11 protein-coding genes are annotated in these 13,747 nt (G+C 67.4%); 7 read left to right on the forward strand and 4 right to left on the reverse strand.

The annotated features are described in order from the left end of the window. Positions 1–5: 5 nt before the first annotated feature. Both BWQ92_RS05960 and BWQ92_RS05965 read right to left on the reverse strand, forming a co-directional pair. Positions 6–1,919 carry an ABC transporter ATP-binding protein gene (locus tag BWQ92_RS05960; RefSeq protein ID WP_076798722.1) on the reverse strand — a complete coding sequence of 638 codons (1,914 nt, stop codon included), beginning with the start codon at positions 1,917–1,919 and terminating at the stop codon, positions 6–8. Then, positions 1,916–3,580, reverse strand: coding sequence for an ABC-F family ATP-binding cassette domain-containing protein (locus tag BWQ92_RS05965; protein ID WP_076798723.1), 1,665 nt, complete (start codon positions 3,578–3,580; stop codon positions 1,916–1,918). Before BWQ92_RS05965 ends, BWQ92_RS05960 begins: the two co-directional genes overlap by 4 nt. Positions 3,581–3,778: 198 nt before the next feature. On the opposite strand from BWQ92_RS05965, the gene BWQ92_RS05970 reads away from it, so the two are divergent. The 7 genes from BWQ92_RS05970 to BWQ92_RS06000 all read left to right on the forward strand — a co-directional run bounded on the left by BWQ92_RS05970 (position 3,779) and on the right by BWQ92_RS06000 (position 9,365). Beyond that, entirely contained in the window at positions 3,779–4,516 is a 738-nt protein-coding gene (locus BWQ92_RS05970; protein ID WP_076798724.1) for a hypothetical protein, read from the forward strand. Continuing rightward, the gene (locus BWQ92_RS05975; RefSeq protein ID WP_076798725.1) at positions 4,513–5,247 is read left to right on the forward strand and encodes a hypothetical protein; all 735 of its coding nucleotides are present in this window, start codon (positions 4,513–4,515) and stop codon (positions 5,245–5,247) included. Before BWQ92_RS05970 ends, BWQ92_RS05975 begins: the two co-directional genes overlap by 4 nt. A 36-nt stretch (positions 5,248–5,283) precedes the next feature. Next, positions 5,284–6,015 (forward strand): hypothetical protein, encoded by a 732-nt coding sequence (locus tag BWQ92_RS05980; RefSeq protein ID WP_076798726.1) that lies wholly within the window; start codon positions 5,284–5,286, stop codon positions 6,013–6,015. Further along, on the forward strand, positions 6,012–6,749 hold the full coding sequence (locus BWQ92_RS05985) for a hypothetical protein (RefSeq protein ID WP_076798727.1): 738 nt from the start codon (positions 6,012–6,014) through the stop codon (positions 6,747–6,749). Before BWQ92_RS05980 ends, BWQ92_RS05985 begins: the two co-directional genes overlap by 4 nt. Positions 6,750–7,057: 308 nt before the next feature. Continuing rightward, positions 7,058–7,894 (forward strand): amino acid ABC transporter substrate-binding protein, encoded by an 837-nt coding sequence (locus BWQ92_RS05990; protein WP_076798728.1) that lies wholly within the window; start codon positions 7,058–7,060, stop codon positions 7,892–7,894. Next, on the forward strand, positions 7,895–8,560 hold the full coding sequence (locus BWQ92_RS05995) for an amino acid ABC transporter permease (protein WP_076798729.1): 666 nt from the start codon (positions 7,895–7,897) through the stop codon (positions 8,558–8,560). It abuts the gene before it with no gap. Further along, positions 8,547–9,365 (forward strand): amino acid ABC transporter ATP-binding protein, encoded by an 819-nt coding sequence (locus tag BWQ92_RS06000; protein WP_076798730.1) that lies wholly within the window; start codon positions 8,547–8,549, stop codon positions 9,363–9,365. Before BWQ92_RS05995 ends, BWQ92_RS06000 begins: the two co-directional genes overlap by 14 nt. A gap of 289 nt (positions 9,366–9,654) precedes the next feature. On the opposite strand, the gene BWQ92_RS06005 is transcribed toward BWQ92_RS06000, so the two are convergent. Both BWQ92_RS06005 and fdhD read right to left on the reverse strand, forming a co-directional pair. Continuing rightward, positions 9,655–12,681 carry an alpha-mannosidase gene (locus BWQ92_RS06005; RefSeq protein WP_076798731.1) on the reverse strand — a complete coding sequence of 1,009 codons (3,027 nt, stop codon included), beginning with the start codon at positions 12,679–12,681 and terminating at the stop codon, positions 9,655–9,657. A 168-nt stretch (positions 12,682–12,849) separates the two neighbouring features. Further along, positions 12,850–13,722, reverse strand: a complete 873-nt coding sequence (gene fdhD, locus BWQ92_RS06010; RefSeq protein ID WP_076798732.1) for a formate dehydrogenase accessory sulfurtransferase FdhD — start codon at positions 13,720–13,722, stop codon at positions 12,850–12,852. Positions 13,723–13,747: the final 25 nt, after the last annotated feature.

Here is a 13,747-nt window from a genome sequence, read left to right on the forward strand (position 1 = left end):
GAGGCTCAGTACTCCGGGACCGCCTCCTCCGCGACGGCCGTGGCCTCGGCGAACTGTGTGCGGTACAGCTCCGCGTAGCGGCCGTCTGCTGCCAGCAGCTCCGTGTGGGTGCCGCGTTCGACGATGCGGCCGTCCTCCACCACCAGGATGGCGTCGGCGGCACGGATCGTCGAGAGCCGGTGCGCAATGACGACGGCGGTGCGCCCTTCCAGCGCAGCGCCCAGCGCCGCCTGCACGGCGGCCTCGTTCGTGGAGTCCAGCGCGGCGGTGGCCTCGTCGAGGATCACCACGCGGGGCTGGGCGATCAGCAGCCGGGCTATGGTGAGCCGCTGCCGTTCACCGCCGGAGAGCCGGTAGCCGCGCTCCCCCACCACGGTTTCGAGGCCGTCGGGGAGGGAACGGACCATGGTTTCAAGCCGGGCCTGGCGCAGCACCGCCCACATGTCCTCCGCGGTGGCCTCCGGGCGGGCCAGCCGAAGGTTGGAGGCGATGGTTTCGTGGAACAGGTGCCCGTCCTGGGTGACCATGCCGAGGGTGGCGCGGATGGAGCCGAACGTCAGGTCCCGCACGTCCAGGCCGCTGGCGGGCCCGAAGCCGCCGAGGCGCACGGCGCCGGAATCGACGTCGTACAGCCGGGTCAGCAGCTGGGCGATGGTGGACTTGCCGGCCCCGGAGGATCCCACGATGGCGACGGTCTGTCCGGGTTCCACCCGGAAGCTGATGCCGTGCAGCACCTCCTCGCCGCCGCGGGTGTCCAAGGTGGCGACCTCCTCCAGCGAGGCCAGCGAGACCTTGTCCGCGGAGGGGTAGGAGAAGCGCACGTCGTCGAACTCCACGGCCACGGGCCCGGGCGGGACTTCCAGCGCACCGGGCTTCTCCCTGATCAGCGGCTCGAGGTCCAGGATTTCGAAGACGCGCTCAAAGCTGACCAGGGCGCTCATGATCTCCACCCGGGCGTTGGACAGCGCGGTGAGCGGAGCGTAGAGGCGGGTCAGCAGCAGTGCCAGCACCACGACGTCGCCCGGGGCGAGCTGCCCGCCGATGGCCAGCCAGCCGCCCAGTCCATAGACCAGAGCGAGGGCCAGCGCGGAGACGAGCGTCAGCGCCGTCACGAAGGTGAACTGCAGCATGGCGGTCCGCACGCCGATGTCGCGGACGCGGCCGGCGCGGAGGGCGAACTCGCGGGACTCGTCGTCGGGCCGGCCGAAGAGCTTCACCAGGGTGGCGCCGGGGGCGGAGAAGCGCTCGGTCATCTGGGTGCCCATGGCGGCGTTGTGCTCGGCCGCCTCGCGCCGCAGGTCGGCCAGCCGGGAGCCCATCCGCCGGGCCGGGATCAGGAAGATCGGCAGCAGGACCATGGCCAGCACGGTGACCAGCCAGGAGGTGTTCAGCATGACCACCAGGGTGAGGATGAGGGCGACGGCATTGCTCACCACGCCGGACAAGGTTCCGGCAAAGGCAGACTGGGCACCGATCACGTCGTTGTTCAGGCGGCTGACCAGGGCCCCGGTACGGGTCCGCGTGAAGAACGCGATGGGCATTCTCTGCACGTGGTCAAACACCTTGGTGCGCAGGTCCACGATGACGCCCTCGCCGATGGTGGAGGACAGCCAGCGGCTCACCATGCCAAGGCCTGCCTCGGCCACCGCGACGCCGGCGATGAGGGCCGCCAGCCGGATCACCTCACCGGCATCGGCACGGGCCACGATCGTGTTGACCACCTGCCCGGCCAGCACCGGCGTGGCCACGGCAAGCAGAGCCATGGCGATGGAAACGGCCACGAAGGCCACCAGCCTGCCGCGGTGCGGCCGGGCGAAGCCCAGGACCCGTTTGAGGGTCTCTTTCGAAAACGGCTTTGAGCCGCTCTTGGCCCGGGTGATCTGATGCAGCGAGCGCCAGGCGACGCCATCCATGCTCATTGGTTCTGCTCCATCTTGCCTGCCACCAGTTCGGTGACGACGCCGTTGTCCACGTTCCAGCGCACATCCAGCCGGACGTTTTCCAGCAGCCGCCGGTCGTGGGTGACCAGCAGCAGGGCGCCGTCGTAGCTTTCCAGTGCCTCTTCAAGCTGCTCGATTGCCGGGAGGTCCAGGTGGTTGGTGGGTTCGTCCAGGACCAGCAGGTTCACGCCCCGGGCCTGCAGCAGGGCCAGGGCCGCGCGGGTCCGCTCCCCCGGCGAGAGCGAGTCCACGGTGCGCGGGGTGTGGTCGGCCTTGAGGCCGAACTTCGCCAGCAGGGTCCGGACCTCGGCGGAGGTGTGGTCGGTCAGGACGGATTCGACGGCGTCGGCCAGTTTCAGGTGTCCGGCCAGCAGTCCGCGGGCCTGGTCAATCTCGCCGACGGCCACGGACACGCCGCGGGAAGCGTCGCCGGAGTCCGGTTCCTGGGTTCCCAGAAGCAGCCGGAGCAGCGTGGACTTTCCGGCGCCGTTGGGTCCGGTGATGCCGATCCGTTCACCGGCGTTGAGCTGCAGGTTCAGCGGCCCCAGGGTGAAGCTGCCCCGCCGGACCACGGCGTCGCGCAGCGTTGCCACCACTGAACTGGAGCGGGGCGCCTGCCCGATGCTGAACTGCAGCTGCCATTCCTTGCGCGGTTCCTCCACCACGTCCAGGCGGGCGATGCGCGATTCCATCTGCCGGACCTTCTGCGCCTGCTTCTCGGATGACTCGGTGCTCGCGGCACGGCGGATCTTGTCGTTGTCAGGGCTTTTCCGCATCGCGTTCCGGACGCCCTGCGAGCTCCATTCGCGCTGGGTGCGCGCCCGGGACATCAGGTCCGCCTTCGTGGCGGCGAATTCCTCGTACCGTTCACGGGCGTGCCGGCGCGCGACGGCGCGTTCCTCCAGGAAGGACTCGTAGCCGCCGTCGTACACCGCCACAGAGTTCTGGGCGAGGTCGAGTTCCACGATGGAGGTCACACAGCGGGCGAGGAACTCGCGGTCATGGGAGACCAGCACCACGCCGCCGCGAAGCCCCTGCACGAAGGCTTCCAGTTTGGCCAGGCCGTCAAGGTCAAGGTCATTGGTGGGCTCGTCCAGGAGCACGACGTCGAAGCGGCTCAGCAGCAGGGCGGCGAGCGCCACGCGTGCGGCCTGCCCGCCGGACAGCCTGGTCATTTCGGCGTCGGGGCCGACCTCCAGGCCCAGGTCTGCGAGGACGGGCGCAATGCGTTCGTCCAGGTCCGCGGCGCCGGAGGCCATCCAGCGGTCAAAGGCCGTCGAATAGGCGTCGTCGGCGCCGGGCGCCCCCGAGCCCAGGGCCTCGGCCGCGGCTTCCATCTCCGCGGTGGCCTTCGCGCAGCCGGTGCGCCGGGCGATGTAGGCGGCGACTGTTTCGCCGGGGATCCGTTCGTGTTCCTGGGGCAGCCAGCCCACGAACGCGTCCGACGGGGCGAGGCTGACTGTGCCCTCCTGCGCCTGCTCCACCCCGGCGAGGAGCCGCAGCAGCGTGGACTTGCCTGCACCGTTGGCGCCGACCACGCCAACAACATCCCCGGGGGCTACCGTAAAGGACAGCCCGGAGAAGAGGGTGCGGTGATCGTGACCGCCCGAAAGGTCCTTCGCAACAAGGGTTGCAGTCATCAATCCATCCTCTCACCGCTGCCCGTCTTCGCCTGAAAATCCGGGCGGGCATGAAAGAACCCGCTGGTCCGGACTTGGGGGGTGTACGGACCAGCGGGTTCGACCAACTAGCATAGTTGAAGCGGCGGGCTATGCAAAATCGAGGCTGGCGGCCGCCCCTTTGTACCGTCAGCCTGTACCGTCAGCAGAGAGCGTTCCATGCCCCTACCCGCCAAGGCCTTCCAGCGCTGGCTGCATGAGGTGGCGCCGGACACCAGCATTGCTGATGTGGCCAGGGCGTCGGGGGTCAAGCGCACCACCCTTGCCCAGCAGCTGGTCCGCGGCAAGGTGGCCGAAACGACCGTGGTGGGCATCAGCCGGGCGTTCCACATCAACCCGGTGGCGGCGCTCGGCTCCTTCGACACCTACCGGGATCTGGGGAAGCCGCCGGTTCCGCCCACGCCGCAGGAACTGGTCAGCCAGATCGCAACCGCGGACCTGCTGCACGCCATCATTGCCCGCAGCGAGCAGGACGGGGATAGCGCGACAGCCGCAGGGCCGCCTGCGCTCAGCCCGCCGCCGCACGCCACCTCCGTGAAGAACTGGGTGGACGCCATCGACGACGGCGAACTCCGCCACCGCGTCTCCGCCGCCACCGGCGTCGCTCCCCAAAACTACTCCGCCCAGCTGACCGCCAACCGGCTCGCCCCCGAACTGGCCGTCGCCACCTCCCGGGCTGCCGGCGTCGGACCCGCCAGCGGACTGGTAGCCACCGGGCTCGTCACCGAAGCCGAAGCCGGCTGGCCACCCGGCGCCCGGCAGGCAGCCCTGGACCGGCTGACCGACGGCGAGCTCACCGCCCTGGCCGGCGACCGCCTCCAAGCACTGGGCAAATCCCTGCGCCGGCAGGAACACGACCAACGACAAACCGAACAGATCTGGAAGAACCTCGGATGATTGAGATCCTGCAATGGACCACCCTGATCGCGTCCGGCGCCGCAGCGCTGAGCCGGATCCCCAACCTGGTCCGCCGGAAGAACCCGTCCATCTTCTATGCGCTGGCGCTCCTGACACTGGCCATCCTGCTGAGCATCCACGGCCCCTACATGGCGATCGACGCCGCGCTTGGCGGGACCAACCTTGCCAACCTCCTGTTGCGGTTCATCATCTTCGGAGCCATCTTTTTCCTTGCCCTTCGGATTGCCGCCGGCTTTGGCGACAGCCGCGGAAGGCAGCTGATCAGGGGAAACATCGGCACGGCGGCCCTGGCATTGATTTCTGTCGCGATGTTGGTTTGCTTTGCCCTCATGGACACATCGGGGTCGTCGGCAGGAATGGCGGAAGTGGCGGCAAAGAACCCGCGGAACGCTCTGCTCGTCGAGTACTACGGTGCCGCCGGCCGCGCCTACCCTGCCTATGTGTGCCTCGCGATCCTGCCGGGACTGCTGCGGGCCGTCAAGGGCCAGCTGCCCGCCCTGCTGCGGATAAGTGCGGCGCTCCTGGCCGTGGGTACCATCGCGATCCCCCTTTCGCTGCTGTTCCCGGCCATCCCGCCGGAGCTGGGTTTCCTGCGTTTCATCATCAACTACACGGCCATCCTTTGCTTCGTCGTCGGCCTGGCGCTCATTTGGGTGGCCGGCAGCCGGGCACGCCGGAAGCCGGGACCGGTGTCCGCCCGGCGCCGCTAGTATGAGTCCAACATTTCGTTCAGCAGAGAGCGTTTCATGCCCCTCCCCGCCAAAGCATTCCAGCGCTGGCTTAGTGGCGTAGCACCGGATACCAGCACTGCCGATATTTGCCGGGTCTCAGGCGTCAAGCGCACCACCCTCGCCCAGCAGATGGTGCGGGGAAAGGTTGCCGAGGCCACCGTCGTGAGCATCAGCCGGGCCTACAACATCAATCCGGTCGCCGCGCTGGCCACCTTCGATAGCTACAGCGCCCTCGCCGGTTCCCCGGTCCCTCCGACCGACAAGGAACTGGTAAGCCAAATTGCCACGGTCGACCTCCTGCGGGCAGTCATTGCCCGGACCGCCCCCGAGGGGTTCGCCGGCGGGGCCAAGACTGCGCTCAGCCCGCCGCCGCATGCCACCTCCGTGAAGAACTGGGTGGACGCCATCGACGACGGCGAACTCCGCCACCGCGTCTCCGCCGCCACCGGCGTCGCTCCCCAAAACTACTCCGCCCAGCTGACCGCCAACCGGCTCGCCCCCGAACTGGCCGTCGCCACCTCCCGGGCTGCCGGCGTCGGACCCGCCAGCGGACTCGTGGCCACCGGGCTCGTCACCGAAGCCGAAGCCGGCTGGCCACCCGGCGCCCGGCAGGCAGCCCTGGACCGGCTGACCGACGGCGAACTCACCGCCCTGGCCGGCGACCGCCTCCAAGCACTGGGCAAAACCCTGCGCCGGCAGGAACACGACCAGGAACAGACCGAAAGAATTTGGGAGAACCTGGTATGAGCGAAGTTCTTCCGTGGATAACGCTGGTTGTCTGTGCGGGCGCCGCCCTGGCCCGGATCCCGAGCGCCCTTCGCGGGGTCAATCCAACCTTGTTCTTCATCTTCCTGCTGGCGACGGCTGCCGCGGTCCTGAGCATCGAACAGTTCTACGTGGCCATTGACCGCGCCCTCGGCGGCCTGAACATTGCCCACCTCCTCCTGCGCCTGGTTGTTTTTGCAACGATCTACCTCATTGCAGTCCGGGTCACGAAGGGGTTTGGTGCCCCGGATGCCCACCGCATGATCGCCGGGCGTCCCGGGCTCGTCGTGCTTGCGGTTTTCTGTGCTGTCCTCGTGGCCGTCTTCCTCCTGATGGACCACTCCGCGACGTCGGCAGGCTTCAGGGACGTGGCCGGCGCAAGCGACCGGAATGAGGCGCTGATGCCCTACTACTGGGCCGCGGCCCGGGGCTACCTTGCCTACGTGGCCCTTGCGCTGCTGCCCGCCCTGCTCCGCAGCGTGAGGGAAAAACTGCCCCCGCTTGTCAGGACCGGGGCAGCGCTGATGGCGGCGGGGGCAGCGGCCACTGTTGCCGGATTCTGCCTCGAATTCGCGCCCCTCCGGCTGTTTGCCGCGGCGCCCGCGGTGAACAACGGAGCCGTGGTTTTCTTCATATCCGGCCTGGTGCTGGTGTGGCTTGCCAGGGTAAAGGCAGCCAAGCACGGCAGTCATGGAACGTCATCTACCGAGGGGTAGCAAATCCGGATTCACAAAATCATTAGACCGTGAGAGAATCATGAATGTGTGAAAGCAGTTGCTGCCTGGCTCACAAGCCGTGGCGCCTGCCGGAGCATACATTGGGGGGATGAGTGGTGGCGGCCGTTGGGGACCGCCCCCACTCAGCCTATTTAAGGGCACGCCGGTACCTGCACGTTGGCGGCGTTGCCACCCCCGTATGATGGCGAAATAAAACGTGTTTTCCGATGCGTTGCATGGATTGGCGTCGCAGCGGCCCCGGCCGCTGCGCTGCCCGCCGCTGCCGCCTGAAGAAGAAGGTACCCGCCATGAAGAAGGTCCATTCCCGCCGCTCCGCACTCGCCGCCACCCTTGCCGGACTGGCCCTGGCTCTGACGGCCTGCGGGGGCGGATCCCAGGCTCCGGCCGCCAGCAGCCCGGGTACCGCCGCCGGCTCAGACACCTCACTAAGCGATGTGAAATCGAAGGGTGAGATCGTCATCGCAACCGAAGGCACGTACAAGCCGTTCAGCTTTCATGCAGAAGGAGCCGGCGACCTCACGGGCTATGACGTCGAGATCGCCCGCGCCGTGGCCGAGAAGCTCGGAGTGAAGGCCACCTTCCAGGAGACGCAGTTCGACGGCATCTTCGCCGGCCTGGACGCCAAGCGCTTCGACACTATCGCCAACCAGATCTCCATCAACGATGAGCGCAAGGCCAAGTACGACTTCTCCAAGCCGTACACCGTTTCCACGGGCGTGATCGTGACGAAGGCGGACAACAACAGCATCACCGGCTTTGACAGCCTGAAGGGCAAGACCACAGCCCAGTCGCTGACCAGCAACTTCTACAAGATGGCCGTCGACGCCGGCGCCAACGTCCAGTCGGTGGAGGGCTGGGCCCAGGGCGTGGCGCTGGTGCAGCAGGGACGCGTGGACGCCATCGTCAATGACAAGCTCACCTACCTCGACTACGCCAAGACGAATCCGGACGCCGGGCTGAAGATCGCCGCCGAGACCACGGAGAAGTCGGAAAGCGCCTTTGTGTTCCGCAAGGGCTCCACGGAACTGACCGCCGCAGTGGACAAGGCGCTGGATGACCTCCGCGCTGACGGAACGCTGGCCAAGATCTCCGAGAAGTACTTCGGCACTGACGTCACCAAGTAGATGCCGTTCAACTGGGATCTCGTCTGGAGCTCCTTCGGCCCCCTCGTCGTGGGGGCGGTCACCGGCACCATCCCGCTTACCCTGGCGTCCTTCGCAATAGGCCTTGCGCTGGCCCTGGTGGTGGCGCTGATGCGGCTGAGCCGGAATACGGTGGTGTCCGGCATCGCCCGGTTTTACGTTTCAGTGATCCGCGGCACTCCCCTGCTGGTGCAGCTTTTCGTGATCTTCTACGGCCTGCCGACCGTCGGCGTGAAGCTTGATCCGTGGCCCAGCGCCATCATCGCCTTTTCGCTCAACGTGGGCGGCTATGCCGCCGAGGTCATCCGTGCCGCGATCCTGTCAGTGCCCAAGGGCCAGTGGGAAGCCGGCCACACGATCGGCATGTCACAGGGCCAGTCGCTGCGCCGCATCATCCTGCCGCAGGCTGCGAGGGTGTCCGTGCCTCCGCTGTCCAACACCTTCATTTCGCTGGTCAAGGACACGTCGCTGGCCTCGCTGATCCTGGTCACCGAACTCTTCCGTGTGGCCCAGCAGATCGCAGCCTTCAGCCAGGAGTTCATGGTGCTGTACCTCGAGGCTGCCCTGATTTACTGGGTCATCTGCCTGGCGCTCTCCTCCGGGCAGTCCGTCCTTGAAAGGAGACTGGACCGCTATGTCGCCCACTGACGGAGCAGCCCGCGCCGCCTCTTCCGGCGCCGCGTCCCAGGCCAGGCCGGTATTGTCGGTCCGCAACCTCGCCAAGGCCTTCGGCAGCAACGTGGTGCTGCGGGACATCGACCTGGACGTGCGCCGCGGCAACGTGGTGGCCCTGATCGGGCCGTCGGGTTCGGGCAAGACCACCGTGCTGCGCTCACTGAACGGGCTGGAAATGCCCGACGCCGGCACTGTCACCTTTACGGGTCCCGGCTCCGACCTTGTCCTGGACTTCTCTGCCAAGGTCTCCAAGAAAGAGATCTCGGAGCTGCGGGACCGCAGCGCCATGGTGTTCCAGCACTACAACCTGTTCCCGCACATGACCGTGCTGCAAAACGTCATTGAGGGGCCGGTCCAGGTGCAGAAGCGGAAGCGGACGGAGGCGGTTGCCGAGGCCGAAAAGCTCCTGGCCAGGGTGGGGCTGGCAGACAAGCGCGACGCGTATCCTTTCGAGCTGTCCGGCGGCCAGCAGCAGCGGGTGGGCATTGTGCGTGCCCTGGCCCTGAAACCGCAGCTGCTGCTGTTCGACGAGCCCACCTCGGCGCTGGACCCGGAACTCGTGGGCGACGTGCTGGGCGTGATCCAGGAACTCGCCGACGAGGGGTGGACCATGGTCATCGTCACCCACGAGCTCGCTTTTGCCCGGCAGGTGGCGGACGAGGTCATCTTCATGGACGGCGGCCTCGTGGTGGAGCGCGGACCGGCAGCAGAAGTCCTGCGTGCCCCGCGGCAGGAGCGGACCCGGCAATTCGTCCGGCGCCTGCTGCACGAGTTCTAAGCCGGGGTAGCTGCCGGCAGCGCTGGCCTCCGCCATTTCGCCAAAAAAGGCCGCCCAGCAGCCAAGCTACGCGGCCCTTTTTGGTAAATCCTTGGACCATCGCCCCTCGAGCGGCCCTTTTGGGTAAATCAACGAGCCCCCAGCAAAGTGACGGCTCGCCAGCCCACACGAAGCACGAAGCACGAAGCACGAAGGCAGCCTCCCCGACCTTCGCCATTTCGCCAAAAAGGGCCGCCCAGCAGCAAGCTGAGCGGCCCTTTTTGGCAATTCGCCCGTGGCGAGTCACCGTTTAGCGGGCGAGCCTCAGGGTCACCAGCTGGAACGGGCGCAGTGTGAGTTCCGCGGAGTCCGCCCTGGCCAGAACGCCTGTGGTCTCAACCGGCCGCTCCAGCAGGTCCACGGCCTGGATTCCCTTCGCCGGGAAATTGGCGGTGAGCCGGCCGGCAGAGCGCTGGCCCAGTGATTCGTACAGCCGGACGATGACATCCCCGGAGCCGTCCTCCGCGAGCTTCACGGCTTCAATCACCAGCGCCGTGTTGTCCACGGAGACCAGCGCCTCGGCCGGGTGCGCGCCCCGCACCGTCCTGGGCGCGAGGTTGGCGCGGTAACCCTCCTCCACGGCCTCGGCGATTCCCGCCGCCGGCCGGACCCAGACGTCCAGCACATGCCTGCCGCGGTCGGCCTTGGGGTCGGGGAACTTGGCCGCCCGCAGCAGCGAGAGCCGGACGGTAGTGGTGGTGCCGCCGTCGTCCCGGACAGACCGGGCAACGTCGTGACCGTACGTGGAGGCGTTGGCGATGGCCACTCCGTACCCGGGTTCGGCGACGTGGATCCAGCGGTGCGCGCAGATTTCGAACTTCGCCGCCTCCCAAGAGGTGTTTACGTGCGTCGGCCGGAAGACGTGGCCGAACTGGGTCTCCGCCGCCGACCGGTCGGCCCTGAGGTCCAGCGGGAAGCCCAGCTTGAGCAGCTTCTCGCGTTCCTGCCAGTCCACCTCGGTGGAGATCCGCAGGGACGGGCTGCCCGCCGCCAGCGTTATGCGCTGGATGATCCGGGAGGAACCGGTCAGGCGTTCCACCACGACGACGGCGTCTCCGCCGTGCCGCTCCAGCCTCACCTCTGCGGCGTCGTCCAAAGAGACAACGTTGCGCCGGTAAAACTCGTCGATGTCCCAGGCATCCCATTCGTTGGGGGTGTCGCGGTGCAGTTCCAGATGGTTTCCGAACTGCCCCGGGGCGATAGCCTCGCGGCCTGTCCCGTGATCCCGCAGGGAGGTCAGCAGCCCGTTGTCATCGAGCACGGCACGGATGATGCCGTTGTCCAGGACAAAGCCGCCGTCCTGTGCCGTGGCCTGGACCGCATCCCCGGAAGTGTGCGCGGCAGCTGCAGCGAGCGCGGGGACTCCGAGCCGGGCATGGGGACTGGCGTTGAGCAGGAACTCCTGCGTCCCCTCACCGAGGAGGGCCGCGGCTGCCTCTGCGATGAGCGCCTCCAGCCCCTTGGCCACGGCCGCGTAGTTGCGCTCGGCGTCCTGATGCACCCAGGCGATGGCGCTGCCGGGCAGGATGTCATGGAACTGTTGCAGGAGCACCAGCTGCCACAGCCGCTTCAGCTCGGCCGCGGGGTACTGGTACGTCCCGCCGGAGCGCACGGCCGCGGTGGTGCACCAGAGCTCTGCCTCGCGGAGGAGATGCTCGGACCGGCGGTTGCCCTGTTTGGTCCTGGCCTGGCTCGTATAGGTGCCGCGGTGCAGTTCCAGGTACATCTCGCCCACCCAGACCGGCAGTGCGGTGTATTCCGCCTCGGCCTGTTCGAAGAAGCTGCGCGGCGCACCGATCCGGACTTTCGGCGAGCCTTCCAGGTCGGCTGCCCGGTGCGCGGCAGCGACCATCTCCCGAGTGGGTCCCCCGCCGCCGTCGCCATAGCCGAACGGAACCAGCGAGGTGGTGCCGTACCCGTGGTCCCGGTAATTGCGCTCGGCATGCGCCAGGTCCCGGGCACTGAGTTCCGAGTTGTACGTGTCCACCGGCGGGAAGTGCGTGAACAGGCGGGTGCCGTCAATGCCCTCCCAGTTGAAGGTGTGGTGCGGCATCCGGTTGATCTGGTTCCAGGAGATCTTCTGGGTCAGGAACCAGCGGCTGCCGGCGGCCTTGACGATCTGCGGCAGGGCAGCGGAGTAGCCGAAGGAATCCGGCAGCCAGGCTTCCCTGCACTCGATATCGAACTCCCTGAGGAAGAAGCTCTTGCCTTCCACGAACTGCCGGGCCATGGCCTCCCCGCCGGGCATGTTGGTGTCCGATTCCACCCACATGCCGCCCACGGGAATGAACTGGCCGGACTTCACTTTTTCGCGGATCCGGCCGAAGAGCTCCGGGTAGTACTCCTTCATCCAGACCAGCTGCTGGGCGGAGGAGCAGGAGAACACGAAGTCCGGATCCTCGTCCATCAGCGCAACCACATTGGAAAACGTCCGGGCGCACTTGCGCATGGTCTCCCGAACCGGCCACAGCCAGGCTGAATCGATGTGGGCATGTCCCGTGGCGAGCAACTGGTGGGCGGAGGCGTAGGCGGGCCTGGCCAGCACCTCGGCGAGCGCTGCCCGTCCGGCGGGCGCTGTGCCGGCGACGTCATCCGGGTCCATGACGTCCATCATGCGTTCCAGGGCGCGGAGGATCTCGTGCCGGCGGGGCAGTTCGGTGGGCAGCTCATGCATCAGGCCGCTGAGCGTCAGCACGTCCTGCTGGAGTTCCCACACGGCGCGGTTCAGCTCGGCGATGGCGATGCTGCCCAGGCGGTACTGCGGTTCGTTTCCAGCGGTGGCCTTGTCCCCGTAGGGAGTTGCCGCGAAGCTCCAGCCCTGGGCGACATCAGGATTGGCTGCCGCCTCGACGTAGAAGTCGACGGCGAGGCCGCTGCCCAGCAGCTTCAGCGGGATGTGCTGGTTGCGGGGCGAGATGGCCTTGATGATGCTGCCGTCCGGGCGCCATGCGATCCCCTCACACTGGAAGCCGGGAATTTCCGTGGTGAAGCCGAGGTCCACTACGATCTCCACCTCGGTGTCCGGCGCGGTTCCCCAGGCGTCCGGCACCTCCCCCTGCAGCCGCAACCATTTGGTGCTCCACGGACGACCCCACGCAGCACCGTGTTCCTGCGGCACGAACTCCTGGCGCAGGGCCTCCAGCACCGGGACGGGTTCATCCGGAACGTCCCAGCTGCTGAGTTCCAGGGGCACGCTGCGCCCATAGACGGCAGGGGCGATCCGTTCGCGGACAAAGCGGTCAAGGCGGACTTCCGTGATCCGGCGGTCGTCGTGCAATGTGTACCTCTTTAGTACGTGAAAGCGGAAGCGGGGTGTGCTGGCTTTCGTGCGGGCATGGGCGGCGCGGTCAGCTCGTGTCCGGGCAATTCGCCCCTGAGCGGAGCTACGCTTCCATTCGATGGATAAAATCTACTGCGTTGGTGTCCCACCGCCAAGGGCACGCCCCTACCGCGCCGCCGGTGCAGGGGCGGAAATGCGGCCGGGACCTGCGTAAACGTTCAGGCTGGTCCCGCGGCTGAACCCGGCGAGCGTGACGCCGGTGGACTCGGCAAGCTCCACCGCGAGGCTTGAGGGGGCACTGACCGCGGCGAGCACCGGAATGCCGGCCAGTGCGGCCTTCTGGACGAGCTCGAAGGATGCCCGCCCGGATACCTGAAGGACAGTGTTGGCCAGCGGCAGCTTCCGTTCGCGCAGTGCCCAGCCAACCACCTTGTCCACCGCGTTGTGCCGGCCCACATCCTCCCGCAGGCAGAGCAGCTCGGCGCCGCCGCCGTCGTCGATCCTGAACAGTCCGGCAGCGTGCACTCCCCCGGTCACCTCGAACACGGCCTGGGCTTCCCGCAGCTTGTCCGGTAGGGAGGCGAGCGTTTCGACCGGAACGGTAAGCCGGTCCGCGGCGGGGTTGAAGTGTGAGGACTTCGTGACCGCTCCAATCGAGTCGGTGCCGCAGATCCCGCAGGAGCTGGACGTGTAGACGCGCCGGCCGGTGTCCGGCAGCGGCACGTCGGGCCGCAGCTGGGCCTCCACCACGTTGAAGGTCTGGACGCCGTTTTCGTCCTCGCCGGCGCAGAACCTGAGCGAGACCAGCTGGTCGGCGTCCCAGATGACCCCCTCGGAGACGAGGAAACCTGCCACAAGGTCAAAGTCATCCCCGGGTGTGCGCATGGTGACCGAGTAGGAAAGGTTTCCGAGCCGGATCTCAAGCGGCTCCTCCACGGCGAGCACGTCCTCACGGTGCCGGACCGGGAACTCGAGTGCGGCTGCCGACCCGTCCAGGACGTAGCGGTGCACCTTGCGTCGTTGCGTTACACGGCCCATGAGGTACTCCGCGCTGAGTGGCTGT

Source organism: Arthrobacter sp. QXT-31 (assembly GCF_001969265.1).
Classification (GTDB): Bacteria; Actinomycetota; Actinomycetes; order Actinomycetales; family Micrococcaceae; genus Arthrobacter.